General features: G+C 60.6%; 22 protein-coding genes. 13 read left to right on the forward strand and 9 right to left on the reverse strand.

The window, feature by feature from the left end; translation table 11 throughout:
- Nucleotides 1–39 precede the first annotated feature (39 nt).
- Both KHO30_RS01880 and KHO30_RS01885 read left to right on the forward strand, forming a co-directional pair.
- Nucleotides 40–438, forward strand: a complete 399-nt coding sequence (locus KHO30_RS01880) for a DUF2471 family protein (protein WP_054034709.1) — start codon at nucleotides 40–42, stop codon at nucleotides 436–438.
- A gap of 62 nt (nucleotides 439–500) precedes the next feature.
- Complete coding sequence (locus tag KHO30_RS01885) at nucleotides 501–1,568, forward strand: tyrosine-type recombinase/integrase (protein ID WP_211699858.1); 1,068 nt, start codon at nucleotides 501–503, stop codon at nucleotides 1,566–1,568.
- 87 nt (nucleotides 1,569–1,655) lie between these two features.
- On the opposite strand, the gene KHO30_RS01890 is transcribed toward KHO30_RS01885, so the two are convergent.
- A complete protein-coding gene (locus tag KHO30_RS01890; RefSeq protein ID WP_211699859.1) occupies nucleotides 1,656–2,861 on the reverse strand; it encodes a DNA-binding protein in 1,206 nt (401 codons plus the stop codon).
- 1,947 nt (nucleotides 2,862–4,808) lie between these two features.
- Here KHO30_RS01890 and KHO30_RS01895 point away from each other — a divergent pair.
- The gene (locus KHO30_RS01895; RefSeq protein WP_054034706.1) at nucleotides 4,809–6,158 is read left to right on the forward strand and encodes a replication initiation protein; all 1,350 of its coding nucleotides are present in this window, start codon (nucleotides 4,809–4,811) and stop codon (nucleotides 6,156–6,158) included.
- A 79-nt stretch (nucleotides 6,159–6,237) separates the two neighbouring features.
- On the opposite strand, the gene KHO30_RS01900 is transcribed toward KHO30_RS01895, so the two are convergent.
- A complete protein-coding gene (locus KHO30_RS01900; protein WP_054034705.1) occupies nucleotides 6,238–7,293 on the reverse strand; it encodes a ParB/RepB/Spo0J family partition protein in 1,056 nt (351 codons plus the stop codon).
- A 24-nt stretch (nucleotides 7,294–7,317) separates the two neighbouring features.
- The gene (parA, locus tag KHO30_RS01905) at nucleotides 7,318–7,980 is read right to left on the reverse strand and encodes a ParA family partition ATPase (protein WP_054034704.1); all 663 of its coding nucleotides are present in this window, start codon (nucleotides 7,978–7,980) and stop codon (nucleotides 7,318–7,320) included.
- Nucleotides 7,981–8,783: 803 nt separating this feature from the next.
- Here parA and arsC point away from each other — a divergent pair.
- Nucleotides 8,784–9,143, forward strand: a complete 360-nt coding sequence (arsC, locus tag KHO30_RS01910; protein ID WP_200620608.1) for an arsenate reductase (glutaredoxin) — start codon at nucleotides 8,784–8,786, stop codon at nucleotides 9,141–9,143.
- A 42-nt stretch (nucleotides 9,144–9,185) separates the two neighbouring features.
- Here the strand turns inward: arsC and KHO30_RS01915 are convergent, their stop codons facing one another.
- Nucleotides 9,186–10,169, reverse strand: coding sequence for a sulfonate ABC transporter substrate-binding protein (locus tag KHO30_RS01915; RefSeq protein WP_211699860.1), 984 nt, complete (start codon nucleotides 10,167–10,169; stop codon nucleotides 9,186–9,188).
- A gap of 227 nt (nucleotides 10,170–10,396) precedes the next feature.
- On the opposite strand from KHO30_RS01915, the gene KHO30_RS01920 reads away from it, so the two are divergent.
- Nucleotides 10,397–11,773 (forward strand): GntT/GntP/DsdX family permease, encoded by a 1,377-nt coding sequence (locus KHO30_RS01920; RefSeq protein WP_093634335.1) that lies wholly within the window; start codon nucleotides 10,397–10,399, stop codon nucleotides 11,771–11,773.
- Between the two features lie 137 nt (nucleotides 11,774–11,910).
- Nucleotides 11,911–12,201, forward strand: coding sequence for a DUF1272 domain-containing protein (locus tag KHO30_RS01925; protein ID WP_093634334.1), 291 nt, complete (start codon nucleotides 11,911–11,913; stop codon nucleotides 12,199–12,201).
- An 11-nt stretch (nucleotides 12,202–12,212) separates the two neighbouring features.
- Here the strand turns inward: KHO30_RS01925 and KHO30_RS01930 are convergent, their stop codons facing one another.
- Both KHO30_RS01930 and KHO30_RS01935 read right to left on the reverse strand, forming a co-directional pair.
- On the reverse strand, nucleotides 12,213–12,416 hold the full coding sequence (locus KHO30_RS01930; protein ID WP_093634333.1) for a zf-HC2 domain-containing protein: 204 nt from the start codon (nucleotides 12,414–12,416) through the stop codon (nucleotides 12,213–12,215).
- Nucleotides 12,403–13,011, reverse strand: a complete 609-nt coding sequence (locus KHO30_RS01935; RefSeq protein WP_054034290.1) for an RNA polymerase factor sigma-70 — start codon at nucleotides 13,009–13,011, stop codon at nucleotides 12,403–12,405. Before KHO30_RS01935 ends, KHO30_RS01930 begins: the two co-directional genes overlap by 14 nt.
- Before the next feature lie 448 nt (nucleotides 13,012–13,459).
- On the opposite strand from KHO30_RS01935, the gene KHO30_RS39490 reads away from it, so the two are divergent.
- The 4 genes from KHO30_RS39490 (at nucleotide 13,460) to KHO30_RS01950 (ending at nucleotide 15,531) form a co-directional block, all read left to right on the forward strand.
- On the forward strand, nucleotides 13,460–13,591 hold the full coding sequence (locus KHO30_RS39490) for a hypothetical protein (RefSeq protein WP_257021004.1): 132 nt from the start codon (nucleotides 13,460–13,462) through the stop codon (nucleotides 13,589–13,591).
- A gap of 540 nt (nucleotides 13,592–14,131) precedes the next feature.
- Nucleotides 14,132–14,416, forward strand: a complete 285-nt coding sequence (locus KHO30_RS01940; protein WP_093634332.1) for a hypothetical protein — start codon at nucleotides 14,132–14,134, stop codon at nucleotides 14,414–14,416.
- A gap of 11 nt (nucleotides 14,417–14,427) precedes the next feature.
- Complete coding sequence (locus tag KHO30_RS01945; RefSeq protein WP_234475619.1) at nucleotides 14,428–14,697, forward strand: DUF6723 family protein; 270 nt, start codon at nucleotides 14,428–14,430, stop codon at nucleotides 14,695–14,697.
- A 279-nt stretch (nucleotides 14,698–14,976) separates the two neighbouring features.
- The gene (locus tag KHO30_RS01950; protein ID WP_093634330.1) at nucleotides 14,977–15,531 is read left to right on the forward strand and encodes an NADPH-dependent FMN reductase; all 555 of its coding nucleotides are present in this window, start codon (nucleotides 14,977–14,979) and stop codon (nucleotides 15,529–15,531) included.
- Between the two features lie 93 nt (nucleotides 15,532–15,624).
- Here KHO30_RS01950 and KHO30_RS01955 read toward each other — a convergent pair whose 3' ends face one another.
- The 3 genes from KHO30_RS01955 to KHO30_RS01965 form a co-directional block, all read right to left on the reverse strand.
- Nucleotides 15,625–16,644 carry a hypothetical protein gene (locus tag KHO30_RS01955; RefSeq protein WP_200620611.1) on the reverse strand — a complete coding sequence of 340 codons (1,020 nt, stop codon included), beginning with the start codon at nucleotides 16,642–16,644 and terminating at the stop codon, nucleotides 15,625–15,627.
- A gap of 213 nt (nucleotides 16,645–16,857) precedes the next feature.
- Nucleotides 16,858–19,146: a hybrid sensor histidine kinase/response regulator gene (locus tag KHO30_RS01960; RefSeq protein WP_211699861.1), complete on the reverse strand. Its 2,289-nt coding sequence runs from the start codon at nucleotides 19,144–19,146 to the stop codon at nucleotides 16,858–16,860.
- Between the two features lie 129 nt (nucleotides 19,147–19,275).
- The gene (locus tag KHO30_RS01965) at nucleotides 19,276–19,644 is read right to left on the reverse strand and encodes a hypothetical protein (protein WP_211699862.1); all 369 of its coding nucleotides are present in this window, start codon (nucleotides 19,642–19,644) and stop codon (nucleotides 19,276–19,278) included.
- A gap of 179 nt (nucleotides 19,645–19,823) precedes the next feature.
- Here KHO30_RS01965 and KHO30_RS01970 point away from each other — a divergent pair, with 179 nt between their 5' ends.
- From KHO30_RS01970 to KHO30_RS01980, 3 genes are read left to right on the forward strand one after another with little or no spacing between them, the layout of a single operon-like run.
- Nucleotides 19,824–20,192 (forward strand): response regulator, encoded by a 369-nt coding sequence (locus tag KHO30_RS01970; protein ID WP_093634326.1) that lies wholly within the window; start codon nucleotides 19,824–19,826, stop codon nucleotides 20,190–20,192.
- Nucleotides 20,185–20,808, forward strand: a complete 624-nt coding sequence (locus tag KHO30_RS01975) for a chemotaxis protein CheC (protein WP_093634325.1) — start codon at nucleotides 20,185–20,187, stop codon at nucleotides 20,806–20,808. The genes KHO30_RS01970 and KHO30_RS01975 overlap by 8 nt, the downstream gene beginning before the upstream one ends.
- A complete protein-coding gene (locus tag KHO30_RS01980; protein ID WP_054034186.1) occupies nucleotides 20,805–21,743 on the forward strand; it encodes a sensor domain-containing diguanylate cyclase in 939 nt (312 codons plus the stop codon). Before KHO30_RS01975 ends, KHO30_RS01980 begins: the two co-directional genes overlap by 4 nt.
- Nucleotides 21,744–21,829: the final 86 nt, after the last annotated feature.

Genomic DNA, 21,829 nt, shown 5'->3' on the forward strand with positions numbered 1-21,829 from the left:
GTATATTTGTACAGTACAGGGTGTCGACTGGAGCCGATAATGAACGACCTGACCACCGAACAAGCCGAGCATGCTCTGGCCGCGCTGCGCTATCAAACCGCGGCGCGCGATCTTGAACACATCGTGCGCAACATCGCCGCGCGCTACATCGTCCAGCAGGTGCCGCTCTCGTGGCGCCTGCTTCATGCAATCGAAGCCGAAGCGTTGGCGGACCTCGGGTTTGCCAGCCGGCACGACGCGATCATGCTCGGGCTGTTCCAACGGCCGTCCGAGTTGCCCTATCCGGAAACGGACGAGGCGGTGGACTTCGGTACATCCACGGCATTGCCTGCAGTGTTTGCGTTCGCGGTCTCGGCCTATGAAGAGGCGGCACGCCGAGCCGCACAACCGGCTTCTAAAGACGCGCCGCTAAAGCACGCACGGGCATGGGGCGACTGACCAAGCGCTGTACTTTCATCGGTTGCCACCTACAATATGCGCAACTAACGGAAGAATAGCCTATGTCGCCTCCTAATCTGTCCGACCCGGTTCCACGCCCTGCACCGTCAACCGATCTCTTCGATCAGGAACGGGAAGACTGGCGCCGCGATCCGCAAATCGCGTTCGACGCGTGGCTTGCCAAGCAACATTTCAGACGCTCTTCTGCTGAAGTCTATCAAGCACAGTGGGGGCTTTTCCTCGACTGGCTTGCTGTTCGCCAAAAGAGTCTGGTCACGGTCGATACGCAAACCATCGCCGAATTCGCGGGCGGCCTTGAGATCCGAAAACCGCAACGTGTCCGGTATTTGCGGCTCATTGAACGGGTGCTGGATCACGTGCGCGAAATCGAATCCGCGTCGACCAATCCTGCACGCTTCATTGCTCAGGATGGCGAAGCAGCATGGCGGAATGCACGCGATAACGAGCCGACCGGGTTTCTCAATCATGCAGAACGCGCAGCGCTCATTGCGCATCTGTTTTCGCCGTTGCCGGTTTTGTCCATGGCGCAGCGCTGGAGAGAGCGGCGTGACCGCGCGTTGATCGCTGTGTTTCTCGGCGGCGGTATCAAGACCGGGGAAGCGGCAGCACTTACGGTTAGTTGCGTGAATGTTGGCTCACCGTGGGTCACAATCGAGTCCGCGAATCCGATGCTGACGCGCCGTACCCGGCTCGCACCCTTCGCGGCGGCCGTTCTCGACGCTTGGCTTGCGGAACGGCGCCTTTCCGAACTGGCCGGCAATCTGGTCTTTCCCGCTTCGCCTTCAGGACGCCCAATGCACAAGGCGACCATGCTGCGCGGCGTCGATGCGTTGATCGACGCCGCAGGCATCGCCGCGTCCCGAGCCTCACGCGCCAGTCCGCAAACTTTGCGCAACACCTTCGCGGCAGATCTATTCGAGAGTGGAGTTGAGGCGGAACAGGTCGGGCAATGGCTGGGATTTGTCCAGGCCGTGTCTGCCAACCGTTTGTACCGGGCATGGCAAAGGTGGCTGGATCAGCAGGATTCGCCAACAGTGGATGAACCGGATCCAGCTGCTCCGCCATTGCCCGCGCCTAGGCGTGACGGGCGTTTGACGAGGAAAGGGTGAGTGAACGGGTCCTGAAAATACTCACCAATCAGGTCCCGAATTTCCTCACCTTTGGCGATTTATCCGTTATGACGCGTGCGCCGAGGGTCACGCCGACGCTGCAATCGAGCCACTCGACAAAAACCGGCTAACCGCCTCCAGCCTTGATTCGCCGGGTCCTGATGAGTGATCGCATTCCGGACACTGCAGCTCGAAGCGGTGATCCACTTGCGACAACTCGGGCTCACCTTCCTCACATTTTGGGCAACGCAGCGGCAACGTGACATGGCCGTCCGCCGCAGTACCGATCGCTGATAGCTCGTCGGTCGTGAGCCTGCCGGCTTCGACCAGCGAACACAACAGGTTCGCGACGGCGGGATCGATGTCCTGCTGGCCGCGCAGTGCCGCGACTTCTTTCGTCAAAACATCCACTTCATCCGACTGTTCGCGCAGTTGCGCGTCGAGCCGATCGCCGCGCGCCTTGGCCGCAGCGAGCTGCTGAATAAACTCGAATTCCTTGCGGCTGGCGTCACGCACCCCCGATTGGTAGGTGGCAGCCATGCTGCGCAAGGAATCTAGTTCGACCAGCATTGGCTTCACACGGCGCTCGGCTTCGGCGACGGCGTCCTTGATCTGTTGCGCATAGTGTTCGGTGCTTTGGCGCAATTCGACATGCAACGCATCGATCCGGTCGCGGAGCGCCGCGTTAGTTGCCTGTTCGGTATCTAGGCGTTGGCGCAACGTTTCGTTTTCGCCATCAAGTCGACGGACCGTGGCCTGCAAGCCTTCCTGGTGAGCGGTCCCATGTGTGGTGGCGTTGGATAGCTCAGTCTCGAGTGCGCGAACACGTTCCCACGCGGCTTCAGCTCTGAGTTCGCTGCGCTTGATCGCTTCTTCCGAAACGTCGCAGCGAATTTCCGCTTCCCGTGCGCGTTGGTCGGCGAGGGTGACTTGGGCGCGAATTTCCTCGCGTTCGTTGTCGAGGGTAGAGCGGGCATGCACGACGGCTTCTTCGAAAAGGGCGCCTAATAATTCTCCGGCGCGATCTTCCAGCGCTTTCGGGATAGCGCCGGCGCCAACTTTGACGCGCGACACCGTTCGGATCCGTTCCCAGAAGTGGTCGATGTCCTTTGGGATGTCACTTGCGCTGCCTGTTTGTGTCAGGTCGCGGACGGCCGCCATGGACGGGCGAATGCCCAAATCGAAGAAAAGTCGTTTGCAAGCATGCAGCGATAGTTCTTGCCGCCGTGCTCCGCTAGCCCTCAACGATTCAAGCTCGTCACGGATGGCTTGCCGTTCCTGGTCCAGATTCATGTATACCTCGATGTCGCTCGAATTGGATGAATCATAACAATTTACGTATTGTTTGCTACGTATTTGTTGGGGACGAGTGTTATTTAGCCAATTGGCGTGTTTTGACGTTGCTGGTAGCTCACAAGATCGGAGCGAGCTTGGTTTTTCCGTGAAACAAAACGAAGACTAGCTAATAAGTTGTTGTAAACAAAGAAGTTTCGGCAGTTTCTTTTTGATCGCTCACTGTTTCACGCGGGCGTCATCGGAGCGGTTGGGGTGAAGCAGTCTTGTCCGAAGGACGCGCGGGGAAAGTCTAGAGAGTAATAAAAGTAAACACCTTTGAACCCATGTTAAAAACGTTAACGCCATGGCAAACCCTTACCAGGTGGGCGTTCCAGCCCGGCAAGGTGAAGCTTTACGGGAGAGGTGGTGAGGTCTTGCGGGAGTGTTGAGTGATGAGGTTCGGGGGCCTCGGTGAGCAGGTCCGGGACAGAACGTGAGCGGGTTCAGGAGCTGCCCCAAAAGTGTGGTTTCGCTAAAGGTGAGATTTTGCGGGACCTGAGCGACCGGGATCGCCCGGCAGCACTCAAAAGTAGGTGCGGATCTCGATGGGCCTTAAGGTGAGCGCTTTCGGGACCACCGCGGCCGCCAATTTTCGGCCTTATTTTGGCCTCGTTAACCCCATTGGTGAGTCAAGACAGGAGAAAACGCGAACCGAAGGTGAGACTTTCCGGGGCCGAGGGGTCATTTTTGCCTCAATTTTGTGCATTTGGACGCTTAAGGTGAGGGTTTGCGGGAGCTGAAGCTGATTTCGGTCGAAATTCGGTTCGGTGCGCCGATGAGGTCGTCGATCACCCTTTGCGGAAAGGTGAGCGAATTCGGGAGACCTGGATCGAGGCGATGGCCGACTCGCCAAAAAGGCTGTTTTGGGCCTGAGGTGAGATTTTTCGGGAGCCTTTTGGGACGTTTGTCTTCGCTAAGGTGAGGAAATACAGGACCGAAATCGCTGCAACGGGCCGGAAAAGCCCTACTGACGCTGTCAGAGTCATTCTGATTTTGTGGCTGCGAAAATCTTAAGGTGAGGTTTTTCGGGGCCCTTTGGGCTGCGACCGGAAACGTCGAATTTCACTGAAAAGCTGTTAAAGGTGAGGATATACGGGAGCGCGTGCCCATGGCTCGGTGAATAACGATCTGATAAGTCAATGAAATCATTGGATAATTTTTGTGCGCTGCGCAAAGGTGAGGTTTTTCGGGGGGTCTTTTTCATGCGCTGCGTAGGCCTGATTCGGACTCATAGGTGAGGCTTTTCGGGACTATTTATCGGTGTTTTTTCAGCGCCCCAGGTCTGGAGGCCGCGTCGTTCCAAGCGCTCAGCTAGCGTTAAGGTGAGCTTTTTCGGGGGAGATTCTCGCGACTCGGATCTCACTGCCGCGTGAATCAGATGTCTTGCCGCCAGGTTCGCGGGCCATTTGCTCAATCAAATATGCGGCGATTGCCGTGTGCATCTGTGCATCGATGGCCACATGGCCGCAATCGACACATATGCGTGCCGGCGGGCTTCGGCGTGGTGCCTGCTTAGGGAGGAGGCTCGGCGCGCTTGTCGGGTTTCTCCCCTCCCCTATCCGCTGAAATCGGCAAAAGTGCATCCAAGCCACCGATCGAGTACGAGTGCGTCTCGCTCGCTACGTGCGTGCAGCCAAAATTCACGAAAATTTTTTGAGGTGAGAAGATTCGGGATCGAATAGCTCCGGTTCGCGGCAGGTCAGAAATGGGTCAATTTTCTGGAGGCCGCGACCTGTAAGGATGCCCTGAACCTGGCGCGAAACGGGTGAGGTGAGGGTTTTCGGGAGTTGCTCGAGGTGAGTTGTGCCTCGTAAACTCACTTCACCGGGAACGGTGAGACCCGTGCTATAGACGCGTATCACCACAGCCGGTATGCTCTCGCCAAATCCCTCCTCGACCAGACGCATGGCCACGAAGCGCGCGAAGAAGACAGATGTAGTCAGCCCGAGCTCGGCCGAATTACGCAAGGCCGTTGAGGCGATCGCCATCCAGCCCAAGAGCGGCAAGATCACGCTCCTCACCCGCAAGCTGTTCAACGTTCTCCTTGCCGTCGCTCAGCAAGCCGATGAGTCCGGCGATACGTATCGGGCCTTGCTGTCTGACATCGTCGCCAATTCCGCATTCGATTCGAACGACACGGCGCTCGTGAAAGAGCACCTGCGGCGCATGGTGTCGGTGCAGGTCGAATGGAGTACCGGCACGTCCAGCCAGAAGCCGGGTCGGAAATGGGGTATTTCCACGCTGATTGCCGACGCGGAAATTCTTGAAGATCCCACCACTCGCCGTGTGTGGGTGGAGTTCTCATTTGCGCCGAAGATCAAAAAGAAGCTGCTCGATCCTGTTCAGTATGCGCGGTTGAGTCTGCAGTTCCAGAGCCAGTTGCGCAGTAGCGCGGGGCTCGCACTTTACGAGATTTGCGTTCGCTACCTGACCAACCCGAGCCATCTGACGATGCGCGAAACATGGGAATGGTGGCGCCCTATTCTCTCGGGCACGCCTGACACCGAAGCGGGTGATGAGGCGAAGCGCGAGTACAAGTACTTCAAGCGCGATTACCTGCGCCCGGCCATCGCCGAAGTAAATGCGGTCACCAACATCTTTGTCGAGTTGATCGAGCACCGGGAAGGACGGCGGGTTGCCGAGATTCAGTTCCGCGTGACCGAGCGCAAACAGCCTATGCTCGCACTCGACGAACACCCGAATGTATTCGACAGCACCCTGGTCGACCGGATGGTGAAGATCGGCATTCCGCTGAAAGAAGCGCAAACACTGTACGCCGATAGCGAAGAAAACCGCATTCGCGCGGCGCTGCAGATGACTGAGCAACGTATGCGCAGCACGTCCTTGCCCGCTGTGCGTAGCGCGCCGGCTCTGTTCAAGGATGCGTTGAAGAAGGGCTATGCGCCGCCGGTCGAGGCGCTGGCTTCCGGTAGCGGCGGTAAAGCCGCGGTGGCTGCGCCGGCGGACGACCTGAAAGCGCGGCTGCTCGGCGAGTACTCGGCGGTTCGTCGCAAGGAAGCGCGCGAGCTTTACGACGAGCAAGGTGAGTCGGAGCGGGAGATCGCGCGGAAGTCGTTTGAGGACGACGTGTTACCGGATCTCGGCACACACATGCGGGACGATTGGCGCCGTCGCGGACTGGATTCGAAGATCGTCGAAACGGCGTTCTTTGATTGGCTGGCTCGCAAAACCTGGGGCGAACCCACCGATGGTGATCTGCTCGCTTTCACGCTGAGCCAGTCGCGCGCGGCGTAATCAGCAAGATCGCATCAAGAAAAACGGCGGCCACTTTCGTGTGCCGCCGTTTCTTTTCCTGCTGATACTTCCCCCACTGTTACTTCAGCATCTTTTCAATCTGACGAAGGATGTCGTCACGCTTTTCACGGGTGAGGCCCTTCAGGCGCAGTTCGATTCGATCGTCTCCATACGATTTCAGATCGCCGACCGAGACGCCGCCGAGCTTGATTTCCAAACGCTGCGCATAGCGCTGCCGACCCGCCGGCTTGGTGCTTTCCTGCGCGCTTGCTCTGCCCTTGACGATGTCCGCGACCTGTCGCGTGCTCAGGTCGTCGGAGAGGATTTTGTTGATCAGGCGCAGCGTAGCGTCGGCGCCGCGGGCAGTGTGATAGCGGCCCACCTGATACGCCATGTTCGAACCAAAGCGGTCAGGCCTTGCGACCATCTCATGCATCACCGCCTCGGGTAGCTTCGCAATCGACAGGGCGACCGCGATGGTTGACTCGTCCAGTCCGAGATGTTCGGCGAGCTCCTTCTGGCTCTGGAAATGCCGATCGTCGAGAAAGCGTTTCCAGACGACGGCGTTGTCGAACACGGTCTGCGAATCGCGCTGGACGTTGAGGTCGTAGCCGAGCTTATAGCTCTGGATGCCGATCGGCAGATCGATGACGATTGCCTTCACCGATTCCTTGTTCGCTTCTTTAAGCGCTCGCACACGCCGGCCGCCGTCGCTGACGTAATAGGTGCCGGGGTTGTCGTAATCGGGGATGACGTGAATTGCCTGCTGCTGGCCCTGCTTCGCCAGATTGACAGCAAGCTCGGCAATCGACGCCTTCAGATAGAAATGGCGCGGATTGAACGGGCTCGGCTTGATCGTCTTGAGCGCGAGTTCGATGACCTGGCCCGGCCGGTAAGCGTGTTCGATCCGCCAGGCACGGTAGGCCGCCGACTCATTAGCGATATCCGCCGCTTCGAGTTCGGTGACGTCCTGGGAAAGGACAGGCTGGATGACGCGGTTCGGTACATCGCCAGTTGGGGCGCCATTCTTGACCAAACCGTCGATCGCGTTCAGGCGGTCGAGAGCGGTTCGCTTTTCGCTGCTAGTCGTATCAGGACGTGCTTGAAAGCCTTTGGCGAATTGGGAGGGTTTCATTCAGGGTCCTTTATGCGCATAAATTCAGGGGAGCAGGGCTGCGATCTCGTTGGCGCACGCCCGTACTTCGATGGCGGCGAGCTTGGCGCCGCGATCGTTCATCTGAAGCACTGTCTGCCCTAAGGCCATTGCCTGCTTGTAGGCCTCCCGCGTCGGGATCTGGGTCTTGAGCAGTGGAAAACCGAGCTCTTCCAACGCACGCTTCAGTTCGCGCGTCAGCATCCGTTTCTCTTCGGTCTTATTCAGCAGAAAGACGGCGCGCAGATCCTCGTTCATGACCTGGGCCTGCTGCACGAGTTTCACCAGCCCGACGCTCGACCAATAGTCGGCGGGCGACGACGACGTTGGCATGATCGCGACGCTCGCCGCGAGCAACACGACGCCGGACACTTTCTCGGTGATGGAGGGTGGGCAGTCGACGACGATGATGTCGTAGTCAGCCACGAACTTCTTGATCTCGCGATGGATCTGGCTGCCGGCTTCGGAGAGGTTGACGACTGGGAAGGGAATGCCGGTTTCGCCGTCTGATGATGCGCTGGCCCAATGGACCAGGGTGTTTTGACCATCTGCGTCTACGACGAGGACGCGTTTGCCTTTTTCATGGAACGCAGCCCCGAGGTGCATCGCGATTGTGCTCTTCCCGACCCCACCCTTCTGCTGAGTTACCGCGATGATTTCTGCTGCCAATCTTCACCTCCTCTTTTTAGACGCAAAAGGATTTTACCTGGATGAATTCGCATTTCAATCGTTTTTGTGTAAACGCGAGAAGAATTAGCCGAACGGGATAGGTTTATGCGCATAAAGGTTGTGGCATGGCTGAGCAAAAGCGCAGCGGGTGCGAAGCGGATCAACGGCGATAGGTTTGCGGCACCGGGAAGGTGTCAGACGCTGTGAGGTATCGAAGGGGGAGTTCGCTACTGGATCTGGTGCGATGCGAAGCTGCGCCCACGGGTATGGGTCGTGGTGTATCGGTAGTCTGGGATTCGACGCCGTGCCGCTTACTTAGGGTTGGCGTTGCTGCGTCACATCGCTTTTACAGGCCCCAACTGTTGGCGGCGTCGAGGCATATTCGGGCCACACTCGTGCCCCGCGAGCCGTCACGCATAGACACCTTTATGCGCATAAACTTTTCGGGCGTGACTCAAGCATGGAGCCGCCGTTGCTGGGGGGTGTAGGGATCGATGCATGATCCTGCGGCACGGCACGGAGGTGGGGCTGGCTGCTGCACGAAGCCTCGTGTCCATGCATACAAAGGGGGAGGCTCAACCAACATGGGTTGACGCTTTCAGTAGAGCGGCCCAAGCCACCCGGCGATAGCTCGACAACTTCCGGCAGGCGCTTTATGCGCATAAACCGAACGACATCATCACCAACAGACAACGTCACGTTCCTGCCCCAACAAACCCGATCGCCCCACCCAACTCCCGCACCCGCTAAAATCCCCCACCAAAAAACACCCCGCACCCAACACAAGCACCATTCACCCAACTATGATCACCATCTACCACAACCCCCGTTGTTCAAAATCGCGAGCTACCTGCGACCTGATCGCCACCACCTACAACAGCGCCAACGAACCAACGGAAATCATCGAATACCTGAAGCAACCACTCACGGCCGCGCAGTTGAAGCAACTCAACGCGCAGTTAGGCTGCACAGTCCGCGAGATGATCCGCGACACCGAAGCCGAATACAAAACACTCGGCCTCTCCGACACCACACTGAGCGACGCTCAGTTATACGAAGCATTGGAAACGCACCCGATCCTTCTGCAACGACCGATCGTCGTGCGGAACGGGCGAGCCGTGATTGGCCGGCCGCCGGAAAATGTCGAAGCGCTATTCGCCTAGGCGTCGAAGCATCGCGATCTACGTGACCCGAGCCGAAGCGACCTAAGCCTTGGCAGCCAATGCAGCGTCCTTCGTCACGATCTTTGTCGGGATGATGCGCAGCTCGCTGAATGTGTCCGCGATACGTTGCTGTTCTGCAAGCACACTCGCGTCGATGGGTTTGTAGATGTGCGCATAGTGCCGCAAACCCGCTTCGATCACGCCCGCGTCGAGGCCCTGAATCGGCGCAAGCTGTGCGGCGGCTTCGCTGTAGTGCCCGCGCACCCACTCGCCCTCTTTACTCACCGCATCTATCACGATCGCGAGCACGTCACCGTTTTTCTCCGCAAACGGCCGCGCGCTCAGGAAGAACTGATGGTGACTGACGATCCCTTCGGCGTCGGCCAGCAAGCGGGCATTCGACTGGCGTTTTGCCGCCTCGAGGAACGGGTCCCAGATCGCCCATGCGTCGATCGCACCGCGTTCGAAGGCCGCACGCGCATCGGCGGGCGCCAGAAAGACGGGTTGGATGTCGCTGTACTTCACGCCGCTCTTCTGCAATGCGGCGACCAGAAACCAGTGAACGTCCGAACCTTTATTGAACGCGATCCTTTTGCCCTTCAGATCGGCGAGCGTTTTGATCGGCGCGTCCTGATGGACGAGGATCCCTTCGGCATGTGGCGTCGGGATTTCATACGCCGTATAGACGAAGTTCGCGCCGGCCGCCTGCGCGAACACCGGCGGCGCCTCGCCGACATAACCGAAGTCGATCGCGCCGACATTCAATCCTTCGAGCAACTGCGGGCCGGCGGGAAACTCAGTCCATTTGACCGTGAAGCCAAGCGGTGCGAGCTGCTTTTCGAGCGTGCCGTGCGCCTTCAGCAATACGAGCGTGTTGGCCGCTTTCTGATAACCGATGCGAAATTCCTTCGCATGCGCATCCGCGGCGAAGACTGACGTGGAGACAACGGGTAAGGCCGCGGCGGCCAGCGAGGCGCCCACGCCGGCGATAAACGTGCGGCGCGTGAGCAACGGATGACGGGACATAAAAGTGCTCGTTAAAAAGACGGACGCGAAACGGACCGATTAGCGTTGACGATAATTCGTCTGCAAGCCTGGACGAACCGATAAATTCGCATAAGCAAATCACGCCGGAGGGGGCGGGACACCCCAGCGGTCCCGCTCTGCGTGTCTGACTGCGTCAAGTCACCTTGCCCCGCTACAATCCGTCATCCGCGCGCAGTCGCGGCTGCGTCAATCGGAAAAGGGACATCGTGCATCTGACGACAACACTCGCGCCGTGGTCATCCCACGACACTCAACTGATTTTGTCGTGCGTGCTCGGGCTCGCACTGATCATCGTATTCATCAGCGTGCTGAAGCTCGCACCGTTTCTGTCGATTCTGGTCGGCACGTTCGCGGCGGGTTTTTCGGCTGGTCTGCCGCTGGAAGCAGTAGCCAGCGCATTCAGCAAAGGCGCGGGTGCGTTGCTCGGCGACGTCGGCATCATCATCGCGCTCGGGGCGATGCTCGGCGCGCTTATGGCCGAATCGGGCGCCGCTGACCGGCTCGTCTCAACCATCCTCAAACATTCCACGCCACGTACGCTGCCGTGGATGATGGCGCTGGTGGCGATCATCGTCGGCCTGCCGCTCTTCTTTGAAGTCGGCCTGGTGATGATGGTGCCGATCATCTTCGTGATGGCGCGCCGTTCGCAGCAGCCGATCCTGCGGATTGCGATTCCCGCGCTCGCCGGCATGACCACATTGCACGCCCTGTTGCCACCGCACCCAGGTCCACTGATCGCCGTGAGCGCACTGCATGCCGATCTCGGTCTGACGCTCGGTCTCGGCCTGATCGTTGCCATTCCGGCGGTCATTCTGGCGGGACCGGTCTACGGCATCTGGTTGTCGAAGCGGATGCACGTGGTCGAGCCGGAAGAAATGGGCAAGCTGTTCACCGCGGAACAAAGCACCGGCGAGCCGCCGAGTTTCGCGATCTCGCTCATCACGATCCTGTTGCCGGTCGTGTTGATGCTCGGCCGCACGGTTGCCAAACTTCTGCTGCAACCCGAAACCTTCCTGTTCGACGCGCTCAATTTCCTGGGTGAGCCGTTGGTCGCGCTCGGCCTCACCGTGCTATTCGCGGTAGTCGCGCTGGGCTGGTCGCGCGGCATGGCACGCGACCGGGTCGGCGGCATTCTGCGCAAGAGCTTGCCGCCGATCGCGGCGCTGCTGCTGACCATCGGTGCCGGCGGTGGCCTCAAGCAGGCGCTGGTGGTGGCCGGCATCAGCACGACGATCGGCAAGATCGCGGTCGGCGCGCACATGCCGCTGATTCTGCTGGCGTGGCTGATCGCTGTCGCGCTGCGGCAGGCGACCGGCTCCGCGACGGTTGCGACCACCACGACCGCCGGTATCGTCGCGCCGGTCGTCGCGGGCCTCAGCGCGACGCACAATTCGCTGATGGCGCTCGCGATCGGCGCAGGTTCCGTGTTCTTCTGCCACGTGAACGATGCCGGTTTCTGGATGGTGCGCGAGTACTTCGGGTTGCAATTGAAGCAGACGGTGATGGTCTGGTCGGTGCTGCAGACGATCGTATCCGTCGTCGGCCTCGTCTTGACGTTCGCGTTGTGGACCGTGTTGACCTGAGCCTGGCCCAAGGATCGCAAGCGGTGGCAGGAATTGACGCCTGGCTGTCAATTCCACATGGCCCGATCCACTTACACTGCTTCGACACAGACGAGGCGCAGTCCCGCGCTTCGCTTCCCTGCCGACCCGGAGCCACCATGCTTGAACTGAGACCGTCCTGCGAAGGATGCGGCAAATCACTGCCGCCGAACGCGCCCGACGCGATGATCTGCACGTACGAATGCACTTTCTGCGAAGTGTGTGCGCTCAGCACGCTGCGCAACGTGTGTCCGAACTGTGGCGGCAATTTTCAGCATCGGCCGATCCGCACGCGCGCGCAGCTGGCCAAACATCCGGCCGGTGCCCAAGCGCATCCCGTCTCCATCGACGAAGCGTCACACGCAAGCTTCTTCGAGTGCTACCGGAACACGCCACCCGGCGAGCGCTAACAGGCGCCACCTCAATCCTCACCACCACCCGCGCCCGGCGTCGCAATCCCGCTCACCGTGCGCGCCGCCACGCGGAGCAGCCGGATCTGTTTGCGGTAATTGCGGCAGCCGCTGCAAGTCGGCAGATGCAGCCGGATCGCGACCCATTCGCCGGTCGTCAAACGGCGGTCGAGCGCGTCTGATAATAGCCGCGTGATGTGCTTACACTTCCCCATTCGCATCCTCTCTGGATAGGCCCTTTTCGCTCAGGCAAGTGCGCAAGCGCAGCCGCGCGCGGTAGATCAGCACGCTGCAGTGATTGGCGGTCATCTGCAGTTCGGCGCAGATCGCTTCGGTTTCGAGATCGAGAAATTCGCGCATCATGAACACGCGCCCGATGTGCTCGGGCAGGTGTTCCAGACACATCTCGAACAAGGTCCAGAATTGCTGCTGACGCAGCGCGGTTTCCGGCGTCGGCCATGGTTGCGGCTTGCTCTCGCGTGACCAGTGGCCGTTGTCCTTGAAGAGTTCACGATCAAGCAGCGTCTCGCCGTCGATTTCGGATTCGAGCGCCGACAGATTCACCGTGCGCTGCCGGGCGCGCAAGGTGTCGATGAGCTTGTGCCGCAGGATGCCGAACACCCACGTCTTGTGCTCCGATTGCGCGGCAAACCGGTCGGCTTGTGTCCAGGCGGCGGCCAGAGCCTCCTGGACGGCGTCTTCGGCGGCAGCGGCATCGCGCAGTTGCAAACGGGCGAAGCGCAACAGGTCGCGCCGCAATTGCGTCAGATAAACGGGATCATCGAGCGCCGGCCCGCTTACTTGCGCCATGGCAGGCTCCATCGCCGCGCTCGCGGTTGCCGCGCGTTTTCTTCTGGATCGTTGTGGTTCATAGACGGGTGGGTTTCCTCGCGCAGTTCCCGGACGTGTGCGCCATTCTCCCGCACGTTCCTGCGCAAGCGAATTGGTATTGAACATGTGCCCGCCAGCAAGCGAAGACTCGATGAGTTTAGTCGTGCCGCAACAGGCTTTATGACAGCAAAAATATTATTGCGAAAAATGAAATCAAGGCTGCGCCGGCGCAACCGTAACTTCAGGCGCGTGGGCGAGGCGTGCAGTGACACACGTTTCAAGCTCGCCGCAAATACGCGGCTGGATTATTTCAATATTTGAAAAAACATCTTCTCGTCTTCGGTATTTTTAGGCGGACGCTGAATCGCTATTCTCCACTCCATCGATCGCCCAGATCGCGAACTAAATGCCGAAGAGGAGTAGCACCATGAAACGCATTCTTACCGCCCTGATCGCTTCCGTCGCCCTGTTTGCTGCTGCTTCGGGCGCAGCTCAAGCTGCTGCACCGGCTCAATGCAGCGGCCCGGCATCGTATTGCAACGTGTTCTTCGGCAACTAATCGTCTGGCGGACGCGGCCGGACACCGGTCCGGCACAAGTCTGCTGACGAAACGGGTTCTCGAAATCAAGAAAGGGCGCCGATAAAGGCGCCCTTTTTGCATTTAATCCCGCACGTTTGACGCACGTATGAAGCGTCTGCAGAACAGGGCTGCGACTCCCTTTCTCCGGTGTGCAAGCGTCGAGAAACAGAAAGCGGTACGCAATACCCGGCACTCCGAAGCAACACCCGCGCCTGGCGCGCAAATGCGCCTAATGCTCACTCTTCTAACGTGTTACAGTGAGCCAACAGCTTGCAGTTCTCCTGCGCGCCCTGCGCAGTCCCTCAGGCATCAGCCTCTCATCACAGCGCCCTGAACCGAACGGGGTCCTTTCCTTCTACTTCGTTTGACGGTGTCGCCGGCGTGGCCTTACAGACGCCGCTCCAGACGCGCATCGTCGCCGACCAGCACCTGTTTGCTGAAACGCCGCGACTCGCCCGGCGTCATGCCCAACACACAGCCACACGTTTCAAGCGAGATCCTTTACCGGAGACGACTACCATGAACAATACGATCAGAAGCTACCGGGGCCTTGAGATTTATCCACTGGTTTATCCGCACCAGCCGCGTTCTGCCGATGGCGTCCGCCACTACGATTCGGGCTTCGACGCCGCGGTGCGAATCTGCCGGCGCGGCACCGACGACACCTTGACCAGCAGCCGTGTATTTCGCGTGCCGAGCCGTTCTCCGTTTGGCGCGGCTGGCGACGCACGCATTGCATCAGCAAGTTACGCGGAGCGGGTGATCGACGGCATGGTTGCCGGCGAGTCGATCGCCGGACTCTGATGCGCGCACCGATGGCAAGCCACATTTCCAGGCGCTCGCAGGGCGCGAATTCCACGCCGTTGACGGGCCGCGCAAACTATCAGGTCGCCGTGTCGTCGCGTCGAACCTCCAGCGGGACGGTGCCGACGCTGAAAGTAATTCGGTTAAGCGACGAGCGCGTGATCTATCCCTTCCAGGGCCACGCGGACATGCCGTTTTTCGAAAATGCGGATGCGGCTCAGGTGTTTGCCGAGACGTACGGCTGGCAGCTTGTGGATGGCGACATCGCTGTCCCGGAATGACAGCGAAGAACGTCGAGTTGCCTCAAATCGTCCTAGGCCGAAAGCATGCTTGATTGACAAGGCAAAAGTACCAGTTATCCACAAGGTTATTCAGTGAATCTGTGGATAACTTTTGTCGCTACCGGGTTATCCACCGGTCGCAACTTTCGAGGTCTGGACCGCGTAACCAGAAGTCGGCGTTTTTTGTGCGCGCCCTTGCCGTACCGCCCGGCTTATTGCCTATGATGGACAGTTCGTACCCTTTAGCGCGTCAAGCGCCTAACCTCGAGGAAGCGAACTATGGCCCATCACATCGCAGTGGTCGTCGGCAGCCTGCGCCGCGAGTCGTTCAACCGCCAACTGGCGCAGGCCGTGATTTCTCTCGCGCCCGCGGACTTTACCTTCGAGTTCATCGATATCGGCTCCTTGCCGCTCTATAGTCAGGACTATGACGCCGACTATCCCGAAGTCGCCAAACACCTGAAGAAGCGCGTTGAAGCCGCAGATGGCCTGCTGTTCGTCACCCCCGAGTACAACCGCTCCATGCCAGGCGTCCTGAAGAACGCACTCGACTGGGGCTCGCGGCCCTGGGGCACCAATTCATGGGGCAACAAGCCCGGCGCGGTGCTCGGCACCTCGCTCGGGGCGACCGGCACGGCGCTCGCGCAACAGCATCTGCGCAATGTACTGGCGTACCTCGATGTCGCCACGCTTGGCCAGCCTGAAGTGTTCATCAAGCACGACCCGGCGGCGATCAACGAGAAAGGCGAGATCGTGAACGACGGCACCCGCAAGTTTTTGCAGACCTTCGTCGACCGTTACGTTGCATGGGTCAAACGTCAGACCGCTGCCTGACGGCCAATTCGGGCCATATCAAAGCACCCGCCCAGACTGAAAACGCCGACGTCGCCGTAACTTCACGGCACGCCGGCGTTGCCGCTCCCCCGTTTAGACGTGATGGTGTCCCGTCACCCGTTCCCAACCATGACGCACGGCCAGCTTGAAGCGCTCCCACGTGCTGTCGGGCGAGGTGGTTTCCCAATGGCGACGGGCTTCCGGCTCGACGTCGTCCCATGCCCGGTCGCGAAAACGCGCGTCCTGACCGATCTCCGCGCCGTAGCGATAGGCCGGCACGTAGTCTTCATAGCGCGCGTTCTCGGCCGCGTATTGCTCGTCGTAGTGCGTACGGAAATCCTCTTCGTATTCCAGGTACTCGTTCGGCATCTGGCTACCTAAACCCGCGGTCGGCTGCCCGGCTTCGGAGACGACGTCCGACGGCTGCAGGATCGCGCCCGAACCCGGCATCGAACCTGCCGCAATCGCGGTACGTCCCGCATCGCCCACCAGCGGGTCGATGACCGGCTCGCTCACGGGGTCGCGCATCGGCCGCTCAGCCCGCGGCGGCGGGACGAACGGCTCGGCGTCGGTGCCCATGAGCGGCGGCGGATAGAGTGGATCGGCCGAGGCCTTAGGCTGTGTCGTTGAAGCCGGCGTCGCTACGCCGGCCGTCGTCATGCTCGATGTATGCGGCGTGCCTGGCGTCACCGCGCCAATGCCGAGTTCGTCGAGTATTGAATGATCGCGGCTCGATTCAGCCGGCGTGTCCCAGTCGGGCGAACGCTCGCCGATGTCGGTCGCACCCAGCCTCGTCAAGGTATTGCGAGCGAGTTCTGCATGCGATTCGCTGGCTGCGCTCACGCAGACCAGCACGGCGCCGCGGCGCACGGCTTCCGTGTAGCGAGCCGTGTCCGGCGCGCGAGGGCCGCTCGCAAACAGGCTCGAGAGAAAACGCTCGATATTGGCGAGCACACCGGAACCGGCGACCTCGTCGGTTGCAGAGCCGACGGAGGGTTCCGGATTCGCCTGCAACTCGATCGTTTCGCGTGCAAAACCGGTCTGTACAAGCGTGTCGCGCGCGGCCTCGGCTTGAGAATAGGTGTCGAATAAACCAATCACGGTATGTCGCATGGCTGTCTCCCGGCGGTTTTAGGTGGATCGAACGGCGCAAGAACGCGTCGGCCTCCTTCCCTAAAAACATCGCAACGATCATGCCGGGGCGGCACGGCGTGTCCGCACGCCCGCTGCTGGCCGCTTGCGCCATGTGTTCGCATAGAAACTGCGGCATTCCGCTGCCGCGCTTTTACAACCGCCGGTAATTGCGGCGATGCTGAAAAAGCAGCGTTAGTCGGCCGGATAGGCCGCCGCAGCCGGATCGGCGCCCGTTTGCGCCAGTTCGCGCTGGATCGCTTGCAGGAGTTCTTCCAGCAAGGCGATATCGAAGGGTTTCGACAGCACCCGCACGTTCACATGCCGCGCGCGGTCGAGTTCTTCCGCGTAGCCGGTGACCAGAATGACCGGCAGCCGGGTGTCGAAAGCCTGTACGGCTTCGGCCAGGTCGATGCCGTTCATCGTGCCCGGCATGTGGATGTCCGACAGCACCAGGTCGAACGGCAGCGGCTCGCCGGTGCGCGCCTGCCTCGCGTGGGCGTCGTCGAACAGGCAGAGCGCGGTATCGGCGTTGAATACACACGTGACCTGGTGGCCCATCATCTGCAACAGGGCCTCGGTGCCGGCGGCGACTTCGTCGTTGTCCTCGACCAGCAGGATGCGCAAGCCGTGCGGCGCGCCGCTTTCCTCGACACCCGTTTCGGCCGGCAGTTCGGCTTCGGGAGCGGCTGTGGCGCGCGGCAGGTAGAGGCGCACCGAGGTGCCCGCGCCGATTGCGCTGTCGATCGCGGCAAGGCCGCCGGAGCGCTCGCAGAAGGCGAAAACCTGCGGCAGTCCGAGACCGGTGCCCATGCCTTTCGGTTTCGTGGTGAAAAGCGGTTCGAAGGCGCGCGCGAGCACTTCAGGCGGCATGCCGCCACCGGTATCTTCAAGCGACAGTTGCACGAAATCGCCGGTCAGCGGAAAGCCGTCCTGGTGGCGGAAGTTGATATTGGCGGCTCGAACCGTGAAGCGGCCGCCGTTGGGCATGGCGTCGCGCGCGTTCACCGCGATGTTGATCAGCGCCAGTTCGAGCTCGGCGACGTCGACACGCATGGGCCAGATATCGACGCCGATATCCATCACCAGCGAAATCTTCGCGCCGAGCGATGCGCGCAGCAGTTCGCGGCACGCCGGCAGCCAACGCTCGAGCGCCAGCGTCTCGTTGCGCAACGGCTGTTTGCGCGCGACGCCGAGCAATTGCCGGGTGAGCGACTGGCCACCCTTGAGCGCCCGCTCCATCGCCGACAATTCGCGGTCGAGCCCCGGCGCGCCGCGCCGCCGGGCGATCTGCACGTTGGCAGAAACGATCATCAGCAGATTGTTGAAATCGTGCGCCACACTGCCGACCAGATTGCCGAGCGCCTCCATCTTGCGCGACTGGCGATACGCGGATTCGATCGAACGGCGCATCGAGGCTTCGGCCTGCCAGCGCTCCCACGCCTCCTCCTCGGCGCCGAGGCGCCGCAGCGACAGCCAGATCACGCACCACAGCACGATAGATGGCGTGAACATCGACAGGATCAGCACGCTCAGGTGCCGATACCACGCGGCCCAGATCGCCGAGGTGCGATAGCCGCACAACGCGTAGACCGGATAGGCGCCGATGCGCCGGAACGCGAGGATTACGTTGTCGTCGTCGATGTCGGAGTGCATACGTACGACGCCGGCTCGCCGCCCTTGCGCCAGCGCTTCGGCCAGTGGCGAATGCGGCGCCGTAGCCTGCGGCTCGCGCGGGCGGCGCGGATAGTGTGCGAGGATCGCGCCGTCGGTGCGCACGAGGCTCATGATCATCGGCGTGCTGTCGCTGCCGCCGAGCAGTTCCCGGTAGAACGCGTCGAAATAGCTGGGCCGCAGTGCGACTGAGACCACGCCGGCAAATGAGCCGTCGGCTGCTTGCCGCTCCACGCCCGTGTTGAACACCTGTTCGCCCACGACATGTCCCGTCATGACCTTCGAGACATGCTCGAGACCCTTGCCGTCGCGAATGCCGGTGAAATCGTCGCGGTCGGCAATCGACAACTCCGGCGCGGGATAGAAACGGCTGGTGGCGAGCAGATCCCCCTCACGGCCGAAGATCGAGACGGCCGCCACCTGAGGATAGCCGCCGCCCATAGTGCGCAGCTTCTCGTGAATCTCGCCTTCCTGAGCGCGAATGCCGTTGTCGTCCAGACCTTGCGTCAGATCGACAATGCGCGAATCGAGCGTCTCGTTCATGTCGAACACTTTCAGCGCGTGTTCTTCGGCCACGCGCACGGTGCGCAGCGTCACGTCGGTCGCGTCGGCCATGCGCGCGCGCAGATCGCTGAACGCCATCGCGGCGACGTACACGCACGGCAGCACGATGGCTGCGATAAGCAGCGCGATCAGCGTGATGCGCCGGACGTGGAAATTCTGTTCCGGTACGGCCGGAAACCGCGCCTCGTCCTGGCGGCTAGGGGGAGGGCGGCTCGCTTCAGGCGGGTCGAACCGTTCTGATGTCATGGTCGGTAACGCTAAGGTCGTTCTGGACGAAAAGGCCGGGAATCGGCGTCATACGAAAAGCATAGACATGCAGCAGCCGTACTAGTTACTGTGACGAATGGTCGGCCCCCGATTTGTCGGCCGTTTGAATCAGTGACAAATCGAGCAGCGCAAACGTACACAAAAGTATAAATGTAAAAGAAAGGCTCTGAAATCTACCGAAATATTTTCAAAAATAGCATTTAATGGGAAAATCTCTTTAATCAAAGCGAAATTGGCGAGTTGCCTTTCCGCCAATTTGCTTCGAAAATCGATGTCATCACAAATAATGCGTCCGCCATGTTCGGATGCATCTGCCACGAGGACCGCCAGGCAACGCGCACAACGCGTGACCGAAGGCGCTCGCGGAAACAGCCGCGCGGCAAGGGACCAGCCCGATCCGTGGAGCCGCGCGGATTCATCTACGGGGTAGGCTCGAACATGCCGGTCATAGCCGTCGTCCACCGTGCCCGCGCGCATCCATGCGCGCCCACGGCTTCCGTCACACACGCCTCGCTGTGCGCGCACCCCGCTCGTTTGCAAGCTTCATTCTCGCAAGCTTCAGCCCGTTTGAGCGCCGGTCGACAGACCGCACGCTAAAGAAATCACCTCTACCCGCCGTTAACGCGCAAGAGCTAATTCCGCTTACCGACCCGCCCATGCCTTTGCCCATTGTGATCGCCGACGATTCATTGCTTGCCCGCAAGGTGCTCACCAAGGCATTGCCGCCGGACTGGGATGTCGACGTGTCCTATGCGACGAACGGGCGCGAAGCGCTCGGCCTGTATCGCGAAGGCAAAGCGTCGGTGATGTTCCTCGACCTGACGATGCCGGACATGACCGGCTATCAGGTGCTGGAAGCATTGCAGCATGAGGATCTGAACACCTTCGTCATAGTCGTCTCCGCCGATGTCCAGCCGATGGCACAGTCGCGCGTGCGCGCGCTCGGCGCCGTCGCTTTCATCGCCAAGCCCGTGACGCCCGAGGCGGTACTACCCATCCTCAAGGAGTACGGGTTGTATGTCTGAGCCAGTCCTCACCGAAGACCAGCGCGACGCGCTGCAAGAGGTCGCCAATCTGGCGATGGGCCAGGCCGCGACGCGTCTCGCGAGCCTGCTCGATGCGTTCATCGAATTATCGGTGCCGCGCGTGAAGGTGGTGGCGGTGAGCGAGGCAGCACAGGCGCTGCGCGAGATGACCGGAATCGAGGACACGGTGAGCGCGGTGCGCCAGGGCTTTCGCTCCGATATCAAGGGCGAAGCGCTGGTGATCTGCCGCAGCGACAGCATCGACCAGTTGTGTTCGCTCGTGAGCGATCCCTATTCGCGCTCGAGCTATGAGGCGGTGAGCCAGCAGGAACTCGTGTTCGACGTCGCGAACGTGCTGACGGGCGCGTGTGTCTCGTGCATCCTCGACCAGCTCGGCCGCACGCCGGTCTTCTCAGCGCCTGGTCTGCTCGGTGAGGCGATGACGCTCGACGAAGTGTTCCAGCCCGGCGTGTTGCAGTGGGAAGTCGCGCTGCTGGTGGAAGTCAATTTCGCGCTCGAGGACCAGAGTTTTCGCGCGCACCTTGTGATGCTGATGGCCGAAGAGTCGATCCGCCATATGAACGAGGCGCTCGACGAGCTGTTGTCCAGCCTATGAATGTGTCCGCGGAGTCGTTGAGCGATCTGGTGGTCGAACGTGTCGGTTTCGGCATCTTCGTGCTCGATCGCAATATGACCGTGCTGATGTGGAATCGCTTCATGCAGGATCACAGCGGCTTGACGCCGGAGCAGGTGGTCGGCAAATCGCTCTTCACGCACTTTCCGGAATTGCCACGCGTGTGGCTGTCGCGCAAGATCGAAAGCGTGTTCCAGCTCGGCAGTTTCGCGTTCAGTTCGTGGGAGCAGCGCCCGTATCTCTTCAAGTTCGATCACGACCGGCCGATTACCGGCGGCGTCGACTTCATGCAGCAGGACTGCACGTTCATGCCGCTCACGCGCGATCGCGAAGTGGTGGCCGTGTGCGTGACCATCTCCGACGTCACGCATGTCAGCATCGTGCAGCGCGAGCGTGAAGAGGCGGTCGCCAAGCTGCAGGAATACGCGGACCGTGACGGCCTGACCGGCATCGCCAACCGGCGTTACTTCGAAGCGCGCCTGCGCGACGAATTCACGCGCTGGCAACGCTACGGCGGCGAGATGTCCGTGCTGCTGTTCGATCTCGATCACTTCAAGAAAATCAACGACCAGTTCGGCCACGGCGTGGGCGATACGGTGTTGCGCGTGATGGCGCAACGGGTCGCCGAGGTGGTGCGGGCGCAGGATACCTTCGGGCGTTTCGGTGGCGAGGAGTTTGCCTTGCTGTTGCCGTGTACACCGCTGGAAGACGCCATGCGGGTCGCGGAGAAAATCCGCTGCACGATCGCCGACACGCCGGTCGACGTGCAAGGCACAAGCGTGCCGGTGACGGCGAGCGTCGGTGGCGCGGCAGCGCGCCTTGGCGTGCCAGCGTACGACGTGCTCATCAATGAAGCCGACGCTGCGCTGTATAGCGCCAAGCGGCAGGGGCGCAATCGCTCGGTGGCGTTTACCTGAGCGTTTCTCGCGAAGCGCCACATCCGTCTTCCGGCCCCTTATTCACCCCTAAACTGCGGCATCTCACAAAGGTTGTTATACTTTTC

It is taken from the genome of Paraburkholderia aspalathi, assembly GCF_905220735.1.
Lineage (GTDB): Bacteria > Pseudomonadota > Gammaproteobacteria > Burkholderiales > Burkholderiaceae > Paraburkholderia > Paraburkholderia aspalathi.